This window comes from Methyloceanibacter sp. (genome assembly GCF_050999895.1).
In the GTDB taxonomy this organism is placed as follows: Bacteria; Pseudomonadota; Alphaproteobacteria; order Rhizobiales; family Methyloligellaceae; genus Methyloceanibacter.
Genome location: NZ_JBPCOU010000023.1, coordinates 1 through 22,747, shown reverse-complemented (window position 1 = coordinate 22,747; position 22,747 = coordinate 1). Strand labels below are relative to the sequence as shown.

The 22,747-nt window shown below is 63.4% G+C and carries 26 protein-coding genes; 10 read left to right on the top strand and 16 right to left on the bottom strand.

The window, feature by feature from the left end; all coding sequences use genetic code 11:
- Positions 1-11 precede the first annotated feature (11 nt).
- The 5 genes from ACR2J1_RS02355 (at position 12) to ACR2J1_RS02335 (ending at position 2,472) form a co-directional block, all read left to right on the top strand.
- Positions 12-398 (top strand): AtpZ/AtpI family protein, encoded by a 387-nt coding sequence (locus ACR2J1_RS02355; protein WP_434017747.1) that lies wholly within the window; start codon positions 12-14, stop codon positions 396-398.
- A gap of 74 nt (positions 399-472) precedes the next feature.
- On the top strand, positions 473-1,189 hold the full coding sequence (locus ACR2J1_RS02350; protein WP_434017769.1) for a F0F1 ATP synthase subunit A: 717 nt from the start codon (positions 473-475) through the stop codon (positions 1,187-1,189).
- A gap of 45 nt (positions 1,190-1,234) precedes the next feature.
- The gene (locus ACR2J1_RS02345) at positions 1,235-1,462 is read left to right on the top strand and encodes a F0F1 ATP synthase subunit C (protein ID WP_424390947.1); all 228 of its coding nucleotides are present in this window, start codon (positions 1,235-1,237) and stop codon (positions 1,460-1,462) included.
- A 30-nt stretch (positions 1,463-1,492) separates the two neighbouring features.
- On the top strand, positions 1,493-1,978 hold the full coding sequence (locus ACR2J1_RS02340) for a F0F1 ATP synthase subunit B (RefSeq protein WP_434017746.1): 486 nt from the start codon (positions 1,493-1,495) through the stop codon (positions 1,976-1,978).
- A gap of 2 nt (positions 1,979-1,980) precedes the next feature.
- Positions 1,981-2,472 (top strand): ATP F0F1 synthase subunit B, encoded by a 492-nt coding sequence (locus ACR2J1_RS02335; RefSeq protein WP_434017745.1) that lies wholly within the window; start codon positions 1,981-1,983, stop codon positions 2,470-2,472.
- A gap of 3 nt (positions 2,473-2,475) precedes the next feature.
- Here ACR2J1_RS02335 and ACR2J1_RS02330 read toward each other — a convergent pair whose 3' ends face one another.
- Positions 2,476-3,099, bottom strand: a complete 624-nt coding sequence (locus ACR2J1_RS02330) for a hypothetical protein (protein ID WP_434017744.1) — start codon at positions 3,097-3,099, stop codon at positions 2,476-2,478.
- 180 nt (positions 3,100-3,279) lie between these two features.
- On the opposite strand from ACR2J1_RS02330, the gene ispH reads away from it, so the two are divergent.
- From ispH to rnhA, 3 genes are read left to right on the top strand one after another with little or no spacing between them, the layout of a single operon-like run.
- Positions 3,280-4,272: a 4-hydroxy-3-methylbut-2-enyl diphosphate reductase gene (gene ispH / locus ACR2J1_RS02325; RefSeq protein ID WP_434017743.1), complete on the top strand. Its 993-nt coding sequence runs from the start codon at positions 3,280-3,282 to the stop codon at positions 4,270-4,272.
- Complete coding sequence (locus ACR2J1_RS02320) at positions 4,273-5,241, top strand: homoserine kinase (RefSeq protein ID WP_434017742.1); 969 nt, start codon at positions 4,273-4,275, stop codon at positions 5,239-5,241.
- The gene (rnhA, locus tag ACR2J1_RS02315; RefSeq protein WP_434017741.1) at positions 5,241-5,711 is read left to right on the top strand and encodes a ribonuclease HI; all 471 of its coding nucleotides are present in this window, start codon (positions 5,241-5,243) and stop codon (positions 5,709-5,711) included. Before ACR2J1_RS02320 ends, rnhA begins: the two co-directional genes overlap by 1 nt.
- An 81-nt stretch (positions 5,712-5,792) precedes the next feature.
- Here the strand turns inward: rnhA and ACR2J1_RS02310 are convergent, their stop codons facing one another.
- Complete coding sequence (locus ACR2J1_RS02310) at positions 5,793-6,278, bottom strand: peroxiredoxin (RefSeq protein WP_434017740.1); 486 nt, start codon at positions 6,276-6,278, stop codon at positions 5,793-5,795.
- 80 nt (positions 6,279-6,358) lie between these two features.
- On the bottom strand, positions 6,359-7,252 hold the full coding sequence (locus tag ACR2J1_RS02305; protein ID WP_434017739.1) for a protein-disulfide reductase DsbD domain-containing protein: 894 nt from the start codon (positions 7,250-7,252) through the stop codon (positions 6,359-6,361).
- A 160-nt stretch (positions 7,253-7,412) separates the two neighbouring features.
- Between ACR2J1_RS02305 and ACR2J1_RS02300 the strand changes: the two genes are divergently transcribed.
- The gene (locus tag ACR2J1_RS02300) at positions 7,413-8,027 is read left to right on the top strand and encodes a YqgE/AlgH family protein (protein ID WP_434017738.1); all 615 of its coding nucleotides are present in this window, start codon (positions 7,413-7,415) and stop codon (positions 8,025-8,027) included.
- Here the strand turns inward: ACR2J1_RS02300 and ACR2J1_RS02295 are convergent.
- The 12 genes from ACR2J1_RS02295 to coxB form a co-directional block, all read right to left on the bottom strand.
- The gene (locus ACR2J1_RS02295) at positions 8,024-11,068 is read right to left on the bottom strand and encodes an EAL domain-containing protein (RefSeq protein WP_434017737.1); all 3,045 of its coding nucleotides are present in this window, start codon (positions 11,066-11,068) and stop codon (positions 8,024-8,026) included. The genes ACR2J1_RS02300 and ACR2J1_RS02295 overlap by 4 nt on opposite strands.
- Positions 11,069-11,109: 41 nt before the next feature.
- Positions 11,110-11,697, bottom strand: a complete 588-nt coding sequence (locus tag ACR2J1_RS02290) for a GNAT family N-acetyltransferase (protein WP_434017736.1) — start codon at positions 11,695-11,697, stop codon at positions 11,110-11,112.
- Positions 11,698-11,712: 15 nt separating this feature from the next.
- On the bottom strand, positions 11,713-12,993 hold the full coding sequence (locus ACR2J1_RS02285; protein ID WP_434017735.1) for a M16 family metallopeptidase: 1,281 nt from the start codon (positions 12,991-12,993) through the stop codon (positions 11,713-11,715).
- Complete coding sequence (gene thrC / locus ACR2J1_RS02280; protein ID WP_434017734.1) at positions 12,990-14,444, bottom strand: threonine synthase; 1,455 nt, start codon at positions 14,442-14,444, stop codon at positions 12,990-12,992. The genes ACR2J1_RS02285 and thrC overlap by 4 nt, the downstream gene beginning before the upstream one ends.
- 68 nt (positions 14,445-14,512) lie before the next feature.
- Positions 14,513-15,247, bottom strand: coding sequence for an SURF1 family protein (locus ACR2J1_RS02275; RefSeq protein WP_434017733.1), 735 nt, complete (start codon positions 15,245-15,247; stop codon positions 14,513-14,515).
- Positions 15,248-15,258: 11 nt separating this feature from the next.
- Complete coding sequence (locus ACR2J1_RS02270; RefSeq protein WP_434017732.1) at positions 15,259-15,651, bottom strand: DUF983 domain-containing protein; 393 nt, start codon at positions 15,649-15,651, stop codon at positions 15,259-15,261.
- A 70-nt stretch (positions 15,652-15,721) separates the two neighbouring features.
- Positions 15,722-16,609 (bottom strand): cytochrome c oxidase subunit 3, encoded by an 888-nt coding sequence (locus tag ACR2J1_RS02265; RefSeq protein ID WP_434017731.1) that lies wholly within the window; start codon positions 16,607-16,609, stop codon positions 15,722-15,724.
- Positions 16,610-16,657: 48 nt separating this feature from the next.
- Positions 16,658-17,251, bottom strand: a complete 594-nt coding sequence (locus tag ACR2J1_RS02260) for a cytochrome c oxidase assembly protein (protein ID WP_434017730.1) — start codon at positions 17,249-17,251, stop codon at positions 16,658-16,660.
- A gap of 14 nt (positions 17,252-17,265) precedes the next feature.
- Positions 17,266-17,409, bottom strand: a complete 144-nt coding sequence (locus ACR2J1_RS02255; RefSeq protein ID WP_434017729.1) for a hypothetical protein — start codon at positions 17,407-17,409, stop codon at positions 17,266-17,268.
- Entirely contained in the window at positions 17,409-18,365 is a 957-nt protein-coding gene (locus ACR2J1_RS02250) for a heme o synthase (RefSeq protein WP_434017728.1), read from the bottom strand. Before ACR2J1_RS02250 ends, ACR2J1_RS02255 begins: the two co-directional genes overlap by 1 nt.
- A gap of 55 nt (positions 18,366-18,420) precedes the next feature.
- Positions 18,421-20,028, bottom strand: coding sequence for a cytochrome c oxidase subunit I (gene ctaD, locus ACR2J1_RS02245; RefSeq protein ID WP_434017727.1), 1,608 nt, complete (start codon positions 20,026-20,028; stop codon positions 18,421-18,423).
- A gap of 71 nt (positions 20,029-20,099) precedes the next feature.
- The gene (gene coxB / locus ACR2J1_RS02240) at positions 20,100-20,936 is read right to left on the bottom strand and encodes a cytochrome c oxidase subunit II (RefSeq protein ID WP_434017726.1); all 837 of its coding nucleotides are present in this window, start codon (positions 20,934-20,936) and stop codon (positions 20,100-20,102) included.
- Between the two features lie 473 nt (positions 20,937-21,409).
- Between coxB and ACR2J1_RS02235 the strand changes: the two genes are divergently transcribed.
- A complete protein-coding gene (locus tag ACR2J1_RS02235; protein ID WP_434017725.1) occupies positions 21,410-21,994 on the top strand; it encodes an invasion associated locus B family protein in 585 nt (194 codons plus the stop codon).
- A gap of 172 nt (positions 21,995-22,166) precedes the next feature.
- Here ACR2J1_RS02235 and ACR2J1_RS02230 read toward each other — a convergent pair.
- A partial coding sequence (locus tag ACR2J1_RS02230) for a glutamate-cysteine ligase family protein (protein ID WP_434017724.1) occupies positions 22,167-22,747 on the bottom strand: 581 nt, incomplete at its 5' end.

Here is a 22,747-nt window from a genome sequence, read left to right as displayed (position 1 = left end):
GAGCAAATGCCATGGCCGGAGCCGAAGAAAAGTCCGGTCGCAAGCAGGCCGACCGTGACACGCACGAGATTCGGCAGCGGCTCGACGTGCTCGGGAAGCAGCTGGATACGGCCTGGGCGAAGCACGCCCCCGTAACGCCCGCGCAGCAGGCGCATGGGGCGGCGATGGGACAGGCGATCAGGCTCGGCACCGAGCTCGTCGCCGGCGTCGCCGTGGGGGGATTAATCGGTTGGGCGCTCGACCAGGCGCTCGGCACCGCGCCCTTCCTGATGGTGGTGTTCCTGTTGCTGGGCGCCGCCGCGGGGATCATCGGCGTGATGCGCAGCGCGAAGAGAATGCAGGCAGCGGCGGGACCGCTTCCGGGGCGGGATCTGCCGCCGGACGAAGATGACGATTAGGAGCGCATGAGTTGAGCGAGGCTTACGCCGCGGAAGGAGGCGCCCATGGCGCCGAAGGGGGTCTTCCGAACCCCATGCATCAGTTCGAGATCAAACGTCTGATCGACTTCGAGCTGTTTGGCGTCGATGCGTCCTTCACCAATTCCGCCTTGTTCATGGTGATCGCGGCCTGCGTCATCACGTTGTTCACCGTCTACGCCATGCGCCGCCGCGCGCTGGTGCCTTCCCGCATGCAGTCGGTTGCGGAGCTGTCCTACGAATTCGTCGCCAATATGGTGCGCGACAATGTCGGCACCGACGGCATGAGGTATTTCCCCTTCGTCTTCACACTCTTCATGTTCGTGCTCGCGCTCAACATGCTCGGCATGCTGCCCTATTCCTTCACCGTGACAAGCCACATCATCGTCACCTTCGCGCTCGCGGCCTTCGTCTTTCTCGGCGTGACGCTGATCGGCTTCGTCAAGCACGGCGTGAAGTTCTTGAAATTCTTCGTACCGTCCGGCGTGCCCGTGGTGATGCTGCCGCTGCTTGTCGTGATCGAGGTAATCTCGTATCTCACCCGCCCGCTCAGCCTGTCGGTGCGCCTATTCGCCAACATGATGGCCGGCCACACCATGCTGAAAGTGTTCGGCGCTTTCGTCGTGGCGCTCGGCGTGCTCGGCGGCATCGCGCCGCTTGCCTTCATGGTCGCCTTCACCGGGCTCGAAATTCTGGTCGCCTTCCTGCAGGCCTACGTCTTTGCCATCCTCACTTGCATCTATCTGAACGACGCCCTGCATATGCATCACTAGGGCCTCGTTCGCCGTCTTCAGCAATTCGACCAAAGGGAGAACATCATGGATCCATCAGCAGCAAAATTGATCGGCGCGGGCCTCGCCTCGATCGCCCTCGTCGGCGCCGGTATCGGCATCGGCACCATCTTCGGCAATTATCTGCAAGGCGCGTTGCGCAATCCGTCGGCAGCGCCCGGCCAATTCGCCAACCTGCTCCTGGGCTTTGCGCTCGCTGAGGCGACCGGACTGTTCGGCCTCGTGGTGGCGCTCATCATCCTGTTCGTGTTCTAGCCATCGGCCGCTGGAAACGAGGGAGGCGACATGCCCCAGCTTAATCCGCTCGACTGGGCGCCGCAGCTTATCTGGCTCGTCATCACATTTACGCTCCTGTATCTGCTGATGACGTATGTGGCGCTGCCGCGCATCGGCAGCGTCATCGATGCGCGCATGGCACGCATCGCCAAGGATCTCGAGGCTGCCGAGCGGCTCCGCCGCGAAACGGATCAGGCCATCGCCGCTTACGAGCAGGCACTGGCGGAGGCCAAGCAGCGCGCGCATGCCATCGGCGACGAGGGCCGCGCCAAGCTGAAGGCGGAGGTCGACGCCGAGCGGGCGAAGCTCGAAGCGCAGCTTTCCGCCAAGGCCGCCGAGGCGGAAGCGCGCATCACCGAAGCGAAGAACGCAGCGCTGAAGGACGTCAATGTCGTGGCTGCGGACGTCGCTACCGACGTGGTGCGGCGGCTGATCGGGGTGGCGCCGTCCGAAGCCGAGGTCAAGCAGGCCGTGGCCGGCGCGCGGAAGAGCTGACCATGGAGTTCATCTACACAGCGGAATTCTGGGTCGCCGTCTCCTTCTTCCTGTTGGTTGCGGGGCTGATCTATCTCGGACTGCACAAGAAGGTCGCAGCAGCCCTGGATGCCCGCGCCGAGCGCATCGCCAAGGAGCTCGACGAGGCCCGTCGCTTGCGCGAAGAGGCCGAAAAGGTTCTTTCCGACTATCAGCGCAAAGAGCGCGATGCCGCCAAGGAGGCCGATTCCATCATCCGCCTCGCCGCGGAAGAAGCGGAGTCGCTCGCGGCCGAAACCCGGCACTCCATCAAGGAGCAGTTCGAGCGGCGCATCAGGCTCGCCGAAGACAAGATCGCGCGCGCCGAGACAGATGCCTTGCGCGAGGTCCGCTCAGCCGCGGTCGAAGCCGCCGTGGGCGCGGCGCAAAGGCTGATCGCCGATAAGCTCACCTCCGATGCGGCCGAGAAGCTCGTCGCCCAGGGTATCGATACGGTGAAGTCCAAGCTGCATTAGCCGTTAGCCCGAGCCCGGGACGGTGCGCTCGAAGGCCACGAAGACCTTGTAATCTTCCGGCCGGGTGCCCGTCCGCACAGGGAAAGAAATCTCCTTCACCATCGAGAAGTAGCCGACCGGGCTGCCGACGGGGATCGTGGTGGAAATCTTCATCTGGTCGCTTGCGAGCGTCTTGCGCTCGCTGTCCGAGGCGCGAATGCTGACAGGCAGCGTCACTGTGCCGGGCTGGCCCTTGGGCCCCAGCAACACGCGGCCCGCAAAGCCGTATTTGACGATGACCCGGTCGGCATAGAACTGGCACTCGCGCGACAGCTTGGTGATCTCGCCGCGATGCACGACGGCGAGATTGTCGCCGACCGTGCCCTTGTAGATGGTGAGCAGCCGGTCAGCCGGCCACGCCACGACCTGCGGACAATGCGCACCGCCCCCGCCCGCGATATCGGTGCCCGCGTCCGTCTTGGTGATCTGCTGGAGCTGGTCCGGGGGCGGCATCGCGCTGGTTGCAATGTCGCTGCTGCTCGACCTGAAGGGATTGGAGACGGCGCAGGCTGCGAGCAGCACAGGCAGCAGCAGCACTGAGGCCATGCGGCAACCGCGCATCGGCAGAAGAAGAAAACGACGCTTCAACTTGACCCGTCCTCGGCTTGACACGCCCGCTCTCCACGCCTGATATCCCCTGGGATTCAGTCAGGCCCGAACGACGCTGCAATCTTTTGCAATGGGCGCAAACCTATCCGTACTGCGAAAGGGCGACAAGGCCAGACATGCCCTCTTCCCCGCCGCGGAAACGCCCAAATCGGAGCGCCGATGACCGGCATGCCAATCTTTAACGGACACGGGGCGGAGCGGCCGCCGCTCACGATTTATTTGGCTGCTCCCCGCGGATTTTGCGCTGGCGTCGACCGCGCCATCCAGATCGTCGAGCTGGCCTTGGCCAAATTCGGTGCCCCCGTCTATGTCCGCCATGAGATCGTCCACAACCGCTACGTGGTTGAGGGCCTCACCGCAAAGGGCGCCATTTTCGTCGAAGAGCTGGACGAAATCCCCGATACCGGCGCGCCCGTGATCTTCTCGGCGCATGGCGTGCCAAAAGCCGTGCCGGCGGCTGCAAGCCTGCGGCGAATGTTCTACCTGGACGCCACCTGCCCGCTCGTCTCCAAGGTCCATGTCGAGGCCGAGCGTCATTACGAGCAAGGCCGCGAGATCCTTCTGATCGGCCATGCCGGGCATCCGGAAGTGGTGGGAACGACCGGCCAGCTTCCCGAAGGCAGCGTTCACCTGATCGAGACGGCTGAGGACGCCGCGCGTTTCAGCCCGCGCAATCCGGAGCGACTCGCCTATATTACGCAGACGACGCTCTCGGTCGACGATACCAAGGACATTGTCACCGTGCTCCGGCAGCGCTTTCCCGCCATGGTCGGCCCGCACAAGGACGACATCTGCTATGCCACGACCAACCGTCAGGACGCGGTGAAGAAGATCGCGCCGGCCTGCGAGCGCGTGATCGTGGTCGGCTCGCCCAACAGCTCCAACTCGCTGCGTCTGGTCGAGGTGGCCGAGCGCGCGGGATGCCCACGTGCCATGCTTGTGGGACGCGCGTCCGACATCGACTGGAACGCCTTTACGAATATTCGCAGCCTCGGGATCACAGCGGGCGCATCGGCGCCCGAGATTCTGGTGGATGAGATCATCGACGCTTTCAAGGTGCGCTTCGATGCCAAGGTGGAGATCGTCACCACGGCATCGGAAGACATCGCCTTCAAACTGCCCCGCGAGCTTAGAGAGGCGCCGGCTGCCTAGATGGCCGTTTATACCGACGTCTCCGACGAGGAGCTGGAAGCCTTCATCGCATCCTATGCGATCGGAGAGCTGACCTCCTTCAAAGGCATCGCCGAGGGCGTCGAGAACTCCAACTATCTCGTGCACACCGAGGCGGGGCGCTACATCCTCACGCTATACGAGAAGCGCGTGGCGCCGCAGGACCTCCCCTATTTTCTCGGCCTAATGGAGCATCTCGCCGATCGCGGCATCAATTGCCCCCTTCCCGTGCGCGACCGGCAAGGCGAGACCCTGAAGAGGCTGGCGGGAAGACCAGCGGCGCTCATTACCTTTCTGGAGGGCTTGTGGGTGCGGAAGCCGGGTATCGAGCATTGCGCCGGCCTCGGTCAGGCGCTTGCGCGCTTTCACCTCGCCGGGAGCGATTTTCCCATGCATCGCGGCAACAGCCTTTCGCTGCCGGGATGGAAGACCCTGTTTGCGTCCATTCGCGACAAGGCCGACGGCATCATTCCCGGACTCAAGGCCGAGATCGAGGCGGAGCTCGCGGAGCTCGACGCGCAATGGCCGGACGACCTGCCGCAAGGCGTGATCCACGCCGATCTCTTTCCCGACAATGTCTTCTTCCTGGGCGATCGTCTGTCGGGTTTGATCGACTTCTATTTCGCCTGCAACGACATGCTCGCCTACGACGTCGCCATCTGCCTCAACGCTTGGTGCTTCGAGTCCGACGGCAGCTTCAACATCACCAAGGCGCGCTCGCTGCTCGAGAACTATGAAAAGGAGCGCAAGCTGACGCCGGCGGAGCTTGCGAAGCTGCCGACGCTCGCGCGCGGCGCGGCCCTGCGCTTTCTCCTCACCCGATCCTATGACCGCCTCAACACCGATGCCGGCGCGCTGGTGAAGCAAAAAGACCCCAACGAATATTTGCGCAAGCTGCGCTTCCATCGCGGCGTGAAGTCCTACCGCGAATATGGGCTCGGAGCGCATTGATGGCCGACAGGCCCAAGGTCGTGATCCATACCGACGGCGCCTGCTCCGGCAATCCCGGTCCCGGCGGGTGGGGCGCGATCCTTGAGTCCGGCGGCCACCGCAAGGAGCTGAAAGGCGGCGAGGCGCTCACCACAAATAATCGCATGGAGCTCACCGCCGCGATCGAGGCGCTTGCCGCGCTGAAGGCGCCCTCGGAGGTCGACCTCTACACCGATTCCAACTATTTGCGCGGCGGGATCACCGAGTGGATCAAGAAGTGGAACCGGAACGGCTGGCGTACGGCCGCGAAGAAGCCTGTCCTCAATGTCGAGCTATGGCAGAGACTCCAGGAAGTCTCAGCACCGCACGAGGTGCGCTGGCATTGGGTCAAGGGCCATTTCGGCCATGACGACAACGAGCGCGCCGATGAACTCGCGCGCAAAGGCATAGCCCCCTTTCTCGGCACGCGCCGCAGGGGCCGACTCCAATAATGTTCGTCATCCCGGCGAAAGCCGGGATCCAGTCGATGCGGGGATGAGCAGGCTGGATTCCAACGTGCGTCTGAACGACGGCTAAAGCACCTTGAGCAATTCCTCGGCGGTGCTGACTTCGGCCACGCCCGGCGATTCCTCGGTATTCAGCGCCTTCACGACGCCATCCTCGACAAGCATGGCGTAGCGCTTGGAGCGGGTGCCGAGGCCGATGCCGCTGCCGTCGAAGTCCATGCCGATTTTCTTGGTGAATTCGGCATTGCCGTCGGAGAGAAAAAGAACCTTGCCCTTGCCGCCAGAGGCCTCTTCCCAGGCGCCGACCACGAACGGGTCGTTGACCGCGACGCAGGCCACGGTGTCGACGCCCTTCTTCCTGAAGGCCTCGGCGTTCTGAATAAAGCCCGGAAGATGCTTGAGATGACAGGTTGGCGTGAAGGCGCCCGGTACGGCGAAGAGCACCACCTTCTTGCCCGCGACCAGTTCCGACGTGCTCATGGGCGTGATGCCGTCGGCGCCCAACACGCGAAACGTGGCATCGGGCAGGCTGTCTCCGATCGCAATGGCCATGAGGTTCTCCTTTGAATTGCAGGGTTGGCGCGCACTCAATCCGCTCGCACCCCAGGGGCCAAGTTGCGAGCGTCGCGGGATTAATCCACGGTCAGGCTTGCCTCGCGCGAACCGCCTTGCGTGACGAGAGTCAGGCTCAGAAGCTTGCCCTTGATCCTGGCGGCTTCGGCTTGCGAGGCGAAAATGACCGCGAAGCGCTGGGTGCCGCTTTCGGGCTTGCCGACGGGCGTCGGCACCGGCACAAACGCTTCGCCACCATCAATAAAGAGATCGGCGCCTTTGGCAAAAGGCGGAAATTGAATGTCGATGAAAAGCTCCGGCCGTTCGCCGTCGAGCTTCGCCTCGACATTTTTCACTGCGGGGAGCGCTCCTTTCTCGGCAGGCTTCGGGACCTGCGCAACAAATTCCGCAATCAGCGTCCCGCCGGCCGAGGCCGCGGCAGCGGCCGGCAATTCGAGTTCGAGCGTGGCTTCGTTCGGAATGCAGAGATTCTTGCACAGCCCGTATTGCACGGCGAGCTTCAGCTCCACCGGGTCGCCCGCCCGTTCCGGCGTGATCCTGACCGGGAAGACAACATCGTCGCCGTAGCCGACGGCGGTTCCGTTCGCGTCCTTGAAACGGTGCGGCACGGGATACAGCACTTCGGCGTCCTTCAGATTCTTCGAGCCGGACCAGTCGAAGGACGGCGGCACGCCGGAGTCGCCGGGGTTGCGCCAATAGGTTTTCCAGCCTGGGTCCATGCTGATCTGCACGCCGGCTAGAACGGTATCCTTGCCGTCTTCCGCGACCATGCCACTTACAAGCCGGGCCTTGGAATGGGTGCCGTCCACCCAGGACGATCCTGTGGCAGCCATTGCCGCGAGGCAGCCGCATGCGGAACCCAGCGCCGCGAGCGCAAGCGCAAACGAGGCGGCCCTGCGGGGGCGGGCGACAAAACAGTATGCCATCGCGCTCACATTCGAACTTTCAGTCATGGGCCGCAACTCTAGCGGTAACGCCGCCGTTGCGCGACCTGCAAGCCGCGCACAAAAATCTCACTCTTTCGTGAGTGGCGTTGCGACCAAAATGCCTTGTTCGCGTTAATAGAAGGCTTTGCCCTCTTCCCATCGTTTTTGGGTGCTGTAGTCTTGTCGCATGCCTAGCCTCAAGCCAGAGAAGAACGTCAACCGCGACGGTTATCTCGACGGCCAATTGCTCATCGCGATGCCTTCCATGGGGGATCCGCGCTTTGCGCGAGCGGTCATTTACATGTGCGCGCATTCGGCGGACGGCGCCATGGGCATCATCATCAATCAGCGTGCGCCCAATATCGATTTCACCGAGCTTTTGGAGCAGCTGAATATCGTGCCACAGGCGGAACGCATCAGGCTGCCCTCGGCGGTCGACGACATGTCCGTGTATCTCGGCGGGCCCGTGGAGACCGGGCGCGGCTTCGTGTTGCACAGCGCCGACTATTACAAGGCCGACAGCACACTTCCCATCGACGAGAGTGTCTGTCTCACCGCCACCATCGACATCCTGCGCGACATCGCGAAAGGCAGCGGCCCCGACAAGGCCCTGCTCGCGCTCGGCTATGCTGGATGGGCACCTGGGCAGCTCGAGACCGAGATCCACGCCAATGGCTGGCTGCACTGCCCGGCCGATATGGAGCTGATTTTCGATCCCCATGTGGACCGCAAATATACCAAGGCGCTGACCAAGATCGGGATCGATCCGGTCCGCCTCGTCAACGATTCAGGGCACGCTTAAGAGACAGACGGCGCGGGGTCTGCGGCCGGAAATTCGCCGGCGCTGTTGGCGCTCACTTCCTCGCGCTGTTCCGGAGCCCGGACCCGCTCGCGCATCTGCCGCTTGCGGTGGCTGGCAAGCGCGGAGAGCAAATTCCCCACATCCTTAGCCGCCATCGGCTCGCCGTAATAGAAGCCCTGGCCGAACTCGCAGCCGATGGAGCGGAGATAGGCGGCTTCTGCGGCGGTCTCCACCCCTTCGGCGACGACCTCTTTGCCGAGCTCGTGCGAAAGCGCGATGATCGAGCGCAGGATCAGGGGAGTCGAGCCGTTGAGCCCGCTGTCGCGGACCAGCGAACGGTCGATCTTGATGGTGTCGCACGGGAACCGGTGCAGATAGCTCAAGGAGCTGTAGCCGGTGCCGAAATCGTCGAGGGCCAGGCTCGCACCGAAGGATTTGAGCCAAGTGAGGATCTCCACGGCGCGCTCGGGATTTTCCATCACGAGGGATTCGGTGATCTCCAGCTTCAGCGAACCCTTCGGCACGGATTCGCGCGCCAGCATCATCTTGATCTCCTGCACCAGATCCTGGCGGAAGAGCTGGCGGCTGGAAACATTGACGCTGACAAAGAGCGGATCACGCTCGCGCGGCAGCAATTTGTGCCAGCGCGCCGCCTGCTCCAGCGCTTGCGTCAGGACATAGGTGCCAAGCTCGCTGATGAGCCCGGTCTCCTCGGCCATCGGGATGAAGTCCTCGGCGCCAAGGCGGCCGTGGGTCGGATGATCCCAGCGGAGCAATGCTTCGAAGCCGGCAAGCTGATTGTTCGCAAGCCGCGTGATCGGCTGATACAGGATCGCGATCTGCTGACGCTCGATGGCGCGGCGGAGATCGCTCTCCAGCGGCAACCGTGCGTCGTCCTCGCCGCGCATCGAGGGGTCGAAAATATCGATACGGTCGGCGCCGCCGCGCTTTGCCCGCAGCATCGCGATCTCGCCTTCGCGCAACAGATCCTGCGCCGTCGCCTGCTCGCCGTCATAGACCACGATGCCAATCGAGGCCGTCAGCACAATGTCATTGTTGTTGATCTTCATCGGCGTCCGCAGCGCGCGGCGCACGCGCTCGGCGAGCATCGCCACGTTGCGCGGGTCGGCCTCGGAGATGACGAGAATGGCGAACTGGTCGCCGCCGACGCGCGCGAGCGTGTCTTGCGGGTTGAGGTGTCGGGCAAGGCGGCGCGCGAGCGTGAGAAGCATGCTGTCGCCGATGGCGAGGCCCAAGCTCTTGTTCACGTTCTTGAAGCGGTCGATGTCGATCAGGAGGACGGTGGGCCGGTTGCCCTGCCCTTCGCGCACCCGCGTGATGGCGCCTTGCGCGCGGTCCATGAACAGCTCGCGATTGGGCAGGCTGGTCAGGCTGTCATGCACGGCGTCATGCATGAGCCGCTCATGCGAGCGCTTGAGGCTGGTCACGTCGCGAAGGAGGCCGACGCAGCGCAACAGCCGCGCATTGTCGCTCGGCGCGGCGTGCGCGCGAAGTTCATACCAAAGATAGGTGTCGTCGTGACGCCTGAGGCGGAAATCGAGCTGCAAGTCGCCGCCCCGCCTCTCCTGCAGCGACCACAGCATCAAGCGGAAGCGCTCGCGGTCGGTGGGGTGGACATGTTCCAGGAACTCTTCGGTGGGGAGATTGAGGCTGTCCGGTTCGAGGCCTAAGGCCGCCTCCACGTCGCTGCCGACATTGATCTGGTCCTTGGCCGCAGTCCATTGCCAGACATGGGAGCCGGAGCCGTCGACGGCGAGCGATTTCATCTGCACCTGGCTCGTCGACCCGAGTTGCACGGGGGTCGCGCCGGAGCGGAAGGCGAATTGGGTCACGGTGAAACCGAGCAGCACGAGAATGAGAACGAGACCGGCGATCAGGCCGGACACGACAATGTCTCCGGAGAGCTTGCCAAGCACGATCATCGCCGCTCCGAAGAACCAGACGATGAGCAGCATCCACGTCGGGATCAGCGACAATGCGCGGTCCTGGCCGCGAATGGCGAGGTAGGCGATCAGCCCGGTGCCGAGGCTCGCGATCACCAGTGTCGAGGCGCGAGCGAGACCGGACGCGAGGCGCGGATCTATGATCGCGAGGACGATCAGGCCAAACTGAACCGCGATCCAGCCCCAGAACAGGGTGCGGATCCAGCCGTGCCAGAGCCCGATGCGCAGGAACGTGTAGAGGAAGAGGACAAGGGACGCGGCCAAGCCAGCCTCGGCGGCGGCGCGGTATAGCGCATTACGTTCCGGGCCTACAGGGAAGAGCTTGTTCCAGAAGCCGAAATCGACGCAGAAATAAATGAGCGCAGCCCAGGCAATAAGAGCCGTCGCGGGGAAGATCGCGCGATGGTTGGCAGCGAAAATCGCGGTCAGGAAAATCGCGAGAAGCCCGGTGATGCCGAGCAGCACGCCGTTGAACAGCATGCGATCCTGCTGCTTCGCCTGATAAAGATTAGGGTCCCACAGACTGAGGCGGGGCACCTGTGCTGAGCTCATCTCGGCGGCGAAGGTCACGGTCTGGCCCGGCTCGAGATTGATGCGGAACATGTCGGCGCGGTCGCTCTTCAGCGGCTCAGGCCTAAACCCGAGCGAAGGCGTGACGGCGGCGATGCGCCCGGAGTCGAGCTCCGGCCAGAATACGCGCGAGTTCGCCAAGGTGTAACGCGGCGCAACGAGCCAGCGCACAACGCGCTCCGCGGTCGGGTTGGTGAGGGCGAAAACAAGCCAGGCGGGATTCGTGCCAGGCGTCGTCGCCTGGATCGCCATGCGGCCGACAAATCCATCCGGGCCCGGCGCCGTCTCGATCTGCAAACGGTCGCCGCGGCTCTCGTAGAGTTCGCCCAAGGCGGTGATGTCGAGCTTGGCCTGATCGGGCTTGACAGCGATGGCGTCGAGCGCTTGCGCCGCGCCGGCATGCAGCAGAATGAACCAGACCCCAAGCACGAGTACGCGCGCAAGCAGGTGCGCGGCCTGACAAAGACCTTCGCGCCGCAACGTCAAGACACCTCGTGCTGAGGTCACTCGCGTCGTCCTCCCCCGTTCTTCTTCTCCGACGCCGCCCGTTAAGGCCGCGCGTCGCTATCCAGCAGCGCGTAAAGAAGATGGTCTTGCCAGACGCCGTTGATCCGCAAATAGCGCCGCGCGAGGCCCTCTCGCTTGAATCTAGTCTTCTCCAGGAGCCGCATCGAGGCCGTGTTTGACGGTAGGCACGCAGCCTCGAGCCGGTGCAGTTCGAGCGAATCGAATACAAATGGGATAACAGCGCGGACCGCTTCCGTCATGTAGCCCTGATTGGCGTAACCGGCGCCGATCCAATAGCCGAGCGTGCAGGACTGCGTGACGCCGCGGCGGACATTGCAGAGGGTGAGTCCGCCGACCAGTTCGTCCGTGGCGCTGGAAAAGATAAACAGCGCGTAGCCGACATCCTCGCGCAGGTCGCGCAGATAGTGACGGATGCGGCGGCGGAAAGACGCGCGGCTCAGCTCGTCGGCAGCCCAGATCGGCTCCCAAGGGGTGAGAAAGTCGCGACTGCCGGCGCGAAGCCCGGCCCAGGCCGGATAGTCGGCCATCTGCGGGGTGCGCAAAACAACATGTTCGGACTCGATGACGGGTCCGAGGTCGCTCGGGGACGCAGCTCGCAACAACGCCATGGGTCTCGCGCTCTCTCAAGCGGCCTCGCTCGACGCGAGGGCGAATTTTGCCGCCACCGCCTCGAATCTTGCAACATTAAGTATAGGCCCAACTGTGGCAAGGCTGAGTGGAGACGAAAGCAAGCCGGCGACCAAGTCTTGAACGTCCGAAGGATTAACGCCCTCGACCTTCTCGATTAGCTCTTCGGTGGTCAGGGGGCGGCCGTGGATCAGGATCTGACGGGCGAGCTGCTCGGCGCGCGCGCCCGAGCTTTCGAGCCCCGCAAGCAGGCTCATTTTGAGCTGTGCTTTGACCCGGTCGATCTCATTCTCGTCGAAGCCTGTCTCGGCGGCACGCAGCAGCTCGTCGCGAATGACGGAAAAGAGATCGTGCGCGCGATCGGGACCGCTGGCGGCATAGATGCCGAATACGCCACTGTCGCTCAGACCGGACGAGAAGGCGTAGATCGAGTAGCAAAGCCCGCGCCGCTCGCGCACCTCCTGGAACAGGCGCGAGGACATGCCGCCGCCGAGCGCGCCGGCGGCCACCTGTGAGGCGAAATAATCGGCGTGACGATAGGGTGGCGCCTCGAATGCGAGCACGAGGTGCGTTTGCTCGAAGGGCTTGTCGGAGCGGCGGATACCGCCGCCATAGGTCGCGATGGAAGGAAGCTCCGGCGTCGCTTCACCGAGCGGCGCGAGGCGGTGCTCGGCCTCGGCGAGAAGCGCCTGATGGTCGACCGCGCCTGCTGCCGCCAGCACCATGTTGGGCGCGCGATATTGCGCCTGGAGGTAGGTGCCGAGATGATCGCGTTTGAAGCGGCCCACGCTCGCGGCGGTGCCGAGGATCGGCCGCCCCACGGGCTGATTGGGGAACGCCGCCTCCTGCGCAAGCTCGAACACCATGTCCTCCGGCGAATCGACCGAAGACGCGATCTCTTGCAGGATGACGTCGCGCTCGCGCTCAAGCTCGGTCGGATCGAAGAGTGGGTCGAGAAGAATATCGCTCAGGAGATCGAGCGCGAGCCCGATATCCTTGCGGATCACCCGCGCATAATAGGCGGTGGAATCGAGCCCGGTCGCGGCGTTAAGATCGCCGCCGACGGCTTCTATCTCCTCGGCGATATCGCGGGCGCTGCGACGCGTCGTGCCCTTGAAGGCCATATGCTCGAGGAAATGCGCGATGCCGTGCTCGGCTTCGGTTTCGCTGCGGCTGCCCGCCCCGATCCAAAGACCGAGGGAGACGGTCTCGACCTCCGCCATGGCGTGCGTCACCACGGTGAGGCCATTCGCAAGGCGGGAGACTTCGACGCTCACGCGCCCACCCCATTGCCGGCGATGGCGGGCTTGCGATTGTGACCGATGCCGGCGCCGGGCGCCCAGCTATGGCTACATATAAAATCCGCCACGGTGGCAAAATCGTTCGGGAGCATGGTGCAGCGCTCGTTCTGCCCGAGCCGGAGCCGCAGCCTTTCAGGCATCTCGGGAACGCGGCCCGAGGCCCGCTCCACGGCTTCGGGAAACTTCGCCGGATGGGCGGTCGAGAGCACGATCATGGGCGTTTTCGGGTCATCCTTCTCCAAGCGCGCCGCAGCGACGCCGACGGCCGAGTGCGGATCCGCAAGGATGCCGGTCTCGTCGCAGAGGCTTCGAATTGTCATCTCCGTCTCGTGCTCGCCAATCGAATGGGCCGAAAACAGGCCGCGCAGCTCCGCAAGCTCGGATGCCTTCAAGCGGAAGGCCCCGGTGTTGCGCAATTCCTCCATCAGCGACCTCACCCGCTTGGGCTCCCGCCCCGCAAGCTCGAACAATAGGCGTTCGAAATTGCTCGCAAGCTGGATATCCATGGCGGGGCTAGAGGTGGCAATCACGTCTCGCGGCTCGAAAATCCCCGTCGCGTAGGCGCGGGCCAGACTGTCATTGAGGTTCGTGGCAAGAACGAGGCGTTTGACCGGCAAACCCATCCGCTTGGCCGCGTAACCTGCGAAAATATCGCCGAAATTTCCGGTCGGTACGGCGAACGCCACCTCGCGGTAAGGCGCGCCGAGGGCAACGCCTGCGGTGAAGTAATAGACCATCTGGACGAGGATTCGCGCCCAATTGATGGAGTTGATGCCGGTTAGGTCGAGGCGATCGCGCAAAGCCCCATCGTTGAACATGGCCTTCACGATCGATTGACAGTCATCGAAGGTCCCCTCCACCGCGACATTGTGGACGTTGGGCTCCGTTGCCGTCGTCATCTGGCGGCGCTGCACGTCGCTGATGCGTCCTTTCGGGTGCAGGATGAAAATATCGATTGCCTCCAGGCCGCGGAAAGCCTCGATCGCTGCGGCGCCGGTATCGCCGGAGGTCGCGCCGATCACGGTCGCCCGCATCCCACGGCGCAGCAGGGTGCGGTTCATGAGCCGCGCCACGACCTGCATGGCGAGGTCCTTAAAGGCGAGCGTCGGCCCGTGGAAAAGCTCAAGAATCCAGAGATTTGGCCCGATTTGGCGCAGCGGCGCCACCGCGGAGTGGTGGAATCCTTCATAGGCCTCGTCGAGCACGGGCTTGAGATCGGCGAGGCAGGGATCGCCGGCCAGATAAGGGGCCATGATGCGGTAGGCGGCGTCGGCATAATCGAGGCCATCGAGCGCCGCAATCGCCTCTTCATCGAGAGTGGGCCAGGTCTCCGGCACGTAGAGACCGCCGTCGCGCGCAAGGCCGGCCAGGAGCGCGCCCTCGAAGGACAGCGCCGGCGCCTCACCGCGCGTACTCACATATTTCACAGGGCAGACTCCTTGGGGGGTAAGGAGAACTCTGGCTCGAACCTAGCGTTGCCAAGGGCCGGCGGCAACTAAGTGCCGCTTAAACCCCGGTCCTCGCGATAGATTTTCCGCACGTAGAGCGTGTAGATGACGATAAGCACAAGGGCGAGGCTGAACCAGGTCAGCGCATATTGCAGATGGTTGTTGGTGATGACGAGTTGAGTCTGGCCGCCTTTAGGCCAGCCGCCAACATCGCTTGCCTCGGCTTCGAGGAAAAAGGGCGCGACCCGAACCGTGCCGTCAGGGAACATCGAGCGCGCCATGCCGCCGAGATCGCGCCAGAACCAGCGATTGGCCTGCGGTTCGTTGTCGGGCGTAAAAACGGTCTGAATCTCAGGTGTGCGCAAGATGCCGGTCATGGCGATCACGCTCTCCACCTGCCCGGCCGCGCGCCCTGCGGGCTCTTTGAGGTCGTAGGGGACGAAGCCGCGATCGATCAGGACCATGTCACCGTTCACGGTCTCCAGCGGCGTGATGACGTGCCAGCCCGGCTGGCCGTCGCCGATGGCGTAGAGATAGCGCTCCTTGTCGTGGTGGAAGCGGCCTTCGACACGCACACGGTAATAGCTCGGATTGCGGCGCTCCTTGGCGATGGCGATCGCCTTGTCGAGGCTGATGGGCTTCGCCTTCGTACGGGCGTCGATGCGCGCGATCAGGGCTTCCTTCCATTCCAGGCGTTGCAGCTGCCAGACGCCAAGGCCGACCAACAAGGCCAGTCCAATGAGCGAAAGCGCCGTCAGCGGCACGAGACCTCGCAGCGGCATGACGTCTGTTCCTAATCGGTGACGAGCTTGCCCTCAGCGGCCTTGTGCTTGAACTGGAGCGCGATCAGCGCGCCCTTGAAGGCCCGAAGCAGAAGCAGCGGCAAGACGGTGGCAATCGGCCCCACGACAAGCGCGTAGAGCCCGTAAGGCGGGGAGTACAGCACCTCGACGATGAGAGCGCCGCCCACGATGATGAAGCCGGTGACGAGAATGACGAACACGGCGGGACCGTCGCCGGAGTCGGCGAAGCCGTAGTTCAACCCGCATTTGTCGCAAGCCGGCGCCAGCGTCAGGAACCCGGCATATAGCCTTCCTTCGCCGCAGGCCGGACAGCGGCCGAGAATACCGGCCAGAAGCGTCGCCCCCGTGCCGCGGGACGCGTGCGCCGCTTTGGTCTCAGTCATGGCAACACCCAGCCTAATTGAAAAAGGGGCGGCACTCGACCGCCCCCTTTCGATCGTCATCCGCGGCGCGCTAATGCACCGGATAGTTGCTCCCTGCGCCCCAGACATAGATGCAGGTGAACAGGAACAGCCAGACCACGTCGACGAAATGCCAATACCAGGCCGCGGCCTCGAAGCCGAAATGCTGCTTCGGCGTGAAGTCGCCTTGGATGGTGCGGAACAGCACGACGGTCAGGAAGATGGTGCCGACGATGACATGGAAGCCGTGGAAGCCGGTCGCCATGAAGAAGGTCGAACCATAGATGTGGTTGGAGAAGCTGAAACCCGCTTCGGCATATTCGTAGGCCTGACAGAGGCTGAAAAGAAGGCCGAGCACGATGGTGCAGGACAGCGCCATGATCATGCTTCTGCGATTGTTCTCCAGCAACGCATGATGCGCCCAGGTCACCGTGGTACCGGAGGTGAGCAGGATCAGCGTGTTGACGAGAGGCAGGCCCCATGGATTGAAGGTATGGACGAAGCTGCCAAGGCCGGCGACATCGGTTTCCGCGCTCGGGATCGGCGGCCACTGTCCGCCGAGAACCTGGGTGCGCGCATAGGTGATCGCGTCTTGCGGGTAGAGCGCCGCGTCGAAATAGGCCCAGAACCAGGCGACGAAGAACATCACTTCCGAGGCAATGAAAAGGATCATGCCGTAGCGCAGATGCAGCTGCACGACGGGCGTCTCGTAGCCCTCATTCGCTTCGCGGATCACATCGCGCCACCAGCCGAACATGGTGAAAATCACGAGCGCGAAGCCCGGGACGACATACCAGAGCTGCGGATCGCCCGACTTCTTCGACATGAAGTAGAGGAGCGCCCCGATCGCGAGGACGAAGGCGCCCGCCGCGCCGACGGCCGGCCACGGGCTCGGATTGACGAGATGATAGTCGTGTTGCTTAGCCTCGGCGTGGGCCATGTGCCGTTCCCCTTGTTCCCCAGACTTATGCATGGTTGCCATGTTCGCTTACGATCCCGATTTCTCGCCTTGCGGCGCCGCGGCGACGCCCGGCTCGTCGTTGCGATAGAACGTGTACGACAGGGTGATCTCGGAAATGTTCTTGGCATCTTCGTCGTCGACCAATGCCGGATCGATGAAGAAGCTGACCGGCATCTCGATGCTCGCGCCGGCTGCCAGCATCTGCTCCTTGAAGCAGAAGCACTCGATCTTCTTGAAGTAACTGCCGGCGATCTCGGGCGAGACATTGAAGCCGGCCGTGCCGGAGACGGGCGTGGTTCCCGTGTTCGTCGCCTTGAAGAAAGCAAGCGACGTCTCGCCGATCTTGACCTCGATCACGCGGTCGACCGGCTCGAACTTCCAGGGCAGACCCGGAGCGACATTGGCATCGAAGCGAATCCGTATCGTGCGGTCGAGCACGGTGTCGGAGGCCTGCTCCACGCGCTGGGGCGTGCCGCCATAACCGGTCGCTTGACAGAACATGCGATAGAGCGGGACGGCGGCGAACGAAAGCCCGATCATGGCCGCGACGAGCCCGGCGAGAGACAAAGCGAGCACGCTGTCGCGCCGCGTCTGTTTCGGCCTTTGCTCCGGTCCCGTCATGATATCTCGCCTAATTATAGCGCTCGATCGGCGACATTGGCGCCGAGCCGAACCAGAGTGACGATGAAGAATAGCACCACGAGCCCGAACAACAGCCAGGCGATGGCGACTGACCGCGTGCGTTGCCGGCGCTGACGCTCCTGTTCCGCATCGTCCATTACGTCGTCCAGTGGAGCGGAAGCCAGCTTCCGCCGATGCCGAAACCGTGCTCGACGAGGAGCGCCGCGAAGAGCAGAAACAGGTACAGAACAGAATAGGCGAAGAGGTGCTTGGCGGCGCGGTCGGCCTTCTCACCGACACGCTCGCGGTAACACTGGAGCGCGAACAACACGAACAATGCGCCGAGGATGACGGCGGACGCGGCGTAGAGCGGACCGCCAAGGCCGATGAAGGTAGGTACGCAGCCGAGCGGCGCCAGGATCACGCTGTAGATCAGGATTTGACGTCGTGTCTCGTCGTTGCCTTTCACCACCGGGAGCATGGGCACGCCGGCGCGCGCATAGTCGGCGGTGCGCAGAATGGCGAGCGCCCAGAAATGCGGCGGCGTCCATATGAAGATGATCAGAAACAGCACGAAGCTCGCGAAGCTGGCGCTGCCGGTGGCGGCCGCCCAGCCGATCATCGGCGGCACGGCGCCGGCGGCGCCGCCAATGACGATGTTCTGCGGCGTCCAGCGCTTCAGCCACATCGTGTAGACAAACACGTAGAAGCAGATGGTGCCGGCGAGCAGCGCCGCCGAGAGCCAATTGACCATCAGTCCCATGCAGAACACCGAACCCGCACCGAGAACGGCCCCGAAAGAGAGCGCCTCCTGCGGCGTGATCGCGCCTTTGGGCACGGGCCGCGCTGCGGTGCGGGCCATTTTCGCGTCGATGTCGGCGTCGAACCACATGTTCAGGGCGCCGGCCGCGCCGGACCCCGCGGCGATGCACAGCAGCGCCGCGATCGCGAGCACGGGATGCATGGTGCCCGGCGCCGCCACCATGCCTACGAGCGCGGTGAAGACGACGAGGAACATGACGCGCGGCTTCATCAGCGCGACATAATCCGCGACATCCCCGCCCGTGGCGGTCGCGAGTCTTGCATTGAACGTGGCAGAGCTAGCGTCGGTCATGACTTACTCACAAGGTCCAGACGACACGCCGCCATCCTCACGTTTCGCAACCGCGTCATTTGATGCGCGGCAGCGTCTCGTAGCTGTGGAAAGGCGGCGGCGATGAGACGGTCCACTCAAGCGTGGTGGCGCCGGCGCCCCAGGGATTGGCCGCCGCGACTTGCTTGCGGGCGAAGGCCTGGGCGATGCCGTACAGGAAGACGATTAGACCCGCGAAGGCGAGATAGGAGCCGATCGAGGCCACCATGTTCCACCCTGCGAAGGCGTCCGGATAGTCCGCGATACGGCGCGGCATGCCGGCGAGACCGAGGAAATGCATCGGGAAGAACGCGATGTTCGCGCCGATGAACATCAGCCAGAAATGCAGCTTGCCGATGGTCTCGGAATACATGTAGCCGGTCATCTTCGGGAACCAGTAATACCAGCCGCCGAAGATCGAAAACACGGCGCCGAGCGACAGCACGTAGTGGAAATGCGCCACGACATAATAGGTGTCGTGCATGGAGCGATCGACGCCGGCATTGGCGAGCACCACGCCGGTGACGCCGCCGATGGTGAAGAGGAAGATGAAGCCGAGCGCCCACAGCATCGGGGTGCGGAACGACAGCGAGCCGCCATACATTGTCGCGATCCAGGAGAAGATCTTGATGCCGGTCGGCACCGCGATGACCATCGTGGCAAAGAGGAAATAGGCCTGCGTGTTCACGCTGATGCCCGCCGCGTACATGTGATGGGCCCACACGACGAAACCGACCACGCCGATGGCGACCATGGCGTAGGCCATGCCGAGATAACCGAACACGGGCTTGCGCGAGAAGGTCGACACGATGTGGCTCACCATGCCGAAGCCCGGCAGGATCAGAATATAGACCTCGGGATGGCCGAAGAACCAGAACAGGTGCTGCCACAAAAGTGGGTCACCGCCATGGGCGGAGTCGAAGAACGCCGTGCCGAAATTGCGATCCGTTAGCAGCATGGTGATTGCGCCGGCAAGGACCGGCAGCGACAGCAGCAGGAGGAACGCCGTCACCAGGATCGACCAGGCGAAGAGCGGCATCTTGTGCAGCGTCATGCCGGGCGCGCGCATGTTGAAGATCGTGGTGATGAAGTTGATGGCGCCGAGGATCGAGGACGCGCCGGCCAGATGCAGCGACAGAATCGCGAAATCCATCGCGATGCCGGGCGTGCCCTTGGTCGTGAGCGGTGCATACATGGTCCAGCCCGCGCCGACGCCCTTCGAGCCGGGCGCGCCGGGCATGAACAGCGACAGCAGGAGCAAGGCGAAAGAGGCCGGCAGCAGCCAGAAGGAGATGTTGTTCATGCGCGGGAAGGCCATGTCCGGCGCGCCGATCATGAGCGGCACCATCCAGTTACCGAACCCGCCGATCATCGCCGGCATCACCATGAAGAACACCATGATGAGACCGTGCGCGGCGACGAAGACGTTAAACATCTCGGCGTCGCCGAAGATCTGCATACCCGGATTCATAAGCTCCAGGCGCATCGCGATCGAAAGCGCACCACCGATCGTACCGGCGATGATCGCAAAGATCAGATACATCGTGCCGATGTCTTTGTGATTGGTGGAATAGACCCAACGACGCCAACCGGTCGGATGGTCGTCATGATGGGCGTCTGCGTGGGCCTGGGCGCCGTATGCCATTGCTATCTTCCTTGCACTCCAGTTTTTTTCGTCTTCTTGCGCGTGGATGTCCGCGTTAGGTCGCGTCGATCCTAGTTCTGCTCCTGCGCCGCAGCCACCGTGCTCGTGTCGGCACTAGGCGCAGCGGCCTGCTTGGTCTTCTCCAGCCAGTCGGCAAACTCTTGATCCGTCACGACGCGGACTGTGATCGGCATGAAGGCATGATTGCGGCCGCAAAGCTCGGAGCACTGGCCATGAAAAACGCCGGTCCGCTCGGCCCTGAACCAAGTCGTCTGCAGACGTCCCGGAACCGCATCGATCTTGATGCCGAAGGACGGCATGGCCCAGTCGTGAATGACGTCGTTGGCCTTCACGCCAACCTGCACATTCTTGTTCACGGGCACCACGACCTCGCGGTCCACGGTGAGGAGGCGCGGCTGGCCTTCTTTGAGGTCGGCTTCCTGAACCATGAGCGAATCGAAGGTGATGCCGTGGTCGGGATATTCGTAGGTCCAGTACCACTGGCTGCCGGTCGCGGTGATGGTCAGGTCGGGTGAGGGGAAATCATATTGGGCGAACAGCAGCCGGAAGGACGGGATCGCGATGGCGACGAGAATCAGGATCGGGATCACCGTCCAAGCGATCTCGATCGTGGTGTTGTGAGCGGTGCGGGAGGGAAGCGGATTACGGGTCTCGTTGAAGCGCACCATGACGAAGACGAGAAGGCCGAGAACGAAGAGCGCTATCACGACGATGATGATCGTCACGAAGGTGTGGAACGAGGTGATCTGCTCCATGATCGGCGTGGCGGCGCGTTGAAAGCCGATCTGCCAGGGCGAAGGCTGGCCTTCGCCGGCAACGGCGGGCGCGGCGAGGAAAACGCTGAGACACGCCCCAAAGACCATCAAGCCCCGATTGAAGATCACCATGTATTCACTCCTAGGCGACGGGCCTTCGCCGCCGCGTTCCTTCACAACTTCCCAGGCGCACACCGCCAGGGCAACCCCCACGTGGACGATGCTGGCGTCCACGCCGCTTAGCAAGCAAGGGCGGCGCGAGAATCGAGTTGCAAAACGGCGTCGCCCCCAAAGCTCTTTTTGATCCACCAAGGTCCGGCGCCGGGCGCGGCCTCAGGTGCTTTTTCACCTGTTCAAATCATAAAGGATATAGATTGGCAACACTCATGATTCCCCAATGCTGTGCGGCAAATGCACGCCAGTTCAATGATTTCCTAGGCCTCTGGCGGCAATGACCCCGGCAACTTTGCGCCGAAATTTGGCCCCATTGGTCGGCGAAGGCGGGTCTCGATGTACCTATCGTCGCTTTCAAGGGCGCCGCTCACAATCTATTCTCCTTCCGCGTGATTCGCGCTTAGAGACTTGCGCGTCTAGAACTGTCGCCCATGGCCCCGATGTCTCGTTTCAGGTTCTGTACGCTCAGGGAGTGGCCGGCCGCCAAGCTCGGCATCGCGCTTGCGTTGGCGTTGGGACTTGCGAGCCCTGTCGATGCGCAGGGCGCCGCGCCGGAAGCGGCGGCTGCGACCGGGCTCACCGGTCCCGGCAGCGTGGTGCGCGAGACACACGGCGCCTGGCAGCTCAGTTGTCGCACGCCGCCCGGCGCCAAAGAAGAAAAATGCGCGCTGGTGCAGAGCGTCACCGCCGAGGACCGTCCCAATGTCGGTCTCACCGTCGTCTTCTACAAAGCGATCGGCGAAGACAAGAAGTTGCTGCGCGTGGTGGTGCCGCTCGGCGTGCTGCTTCCCACAGGTCTCGGACTGAAGATCGACGATCAGGACGTCGGCAACGCGCCCTTCCTGAAATGCGGCAAGCGCGGCTGCATCGCCGAGGTTGTGCTGCAAGACGAGATCATCGAGAAGATGAAGAAGGGCGGCAACGCCGTGTTCATCATCTTCGACACGCCGGAGGCCGGGATCGGCATTCCGATTTCGCTGCAAGGCTTCGGCAACGCGCTCGCCGGACTGAAATAGCAATCAGCCAAAAATAATCGGCGACAGAAATTAATCTGCCGCCGATCACATCCGTCTGGGGGACGGATTACCGGCACCACCCGTGCAGGGTAGCAGGCGGGGCCGTACTTGGGCAGAATATGGTCATCGGGGGGAGGCTTTCAAGTCCTTACCCGACCGCTACAAAAACGACCTAAAACGCCTCGCTGTCGAACAGCTGGTCGATGTCGCCGCCCCACTCCGTGTCGTACGCGGCGAGGAGACGATCAGCCGGCGAGCGTCCCTCCTCCACCGCTTCCAGCAGGGGTGTGAGCAGCTTGCGCTCGTCATCACCCTCGGCGTCGGCGCGGTTCCGACGTCCGAGCCCCTTTTCCGCAAGCGCAACGATGTCGCGGGCGACATCTTGCACGGTGCCACCGCGGAAGGGTGCGGCGAGACCGAGGCTCGGCACCGTGTCGCGCAGCGCCTGGCGCTCTTCCTGGCTCCAGTCCGCGACGAGCGCGGACGCCGCATCGAGCGCGTCTGAGTCGTAGCAGAGGCCGACCCACAAGGCGGGAAGCGCGCGTAGCCCTCCGAGATGCCCGGCGTCGGCGCCGCGCATTTCGAGAAAGCGCTTCAGGCGCACATCGGGAAACAGCGTGGTGAGGTGATCGGTCCAGTCCTCGATGGTGGGCCGCTCGCCTGGCAGCGCTGCGAGCCTGCCGCCGAGAAAGTCGCGGAACGACGCGCCGGCCACGTCGATATAACGGCCGTCGCGATAAACAAAATACAGCG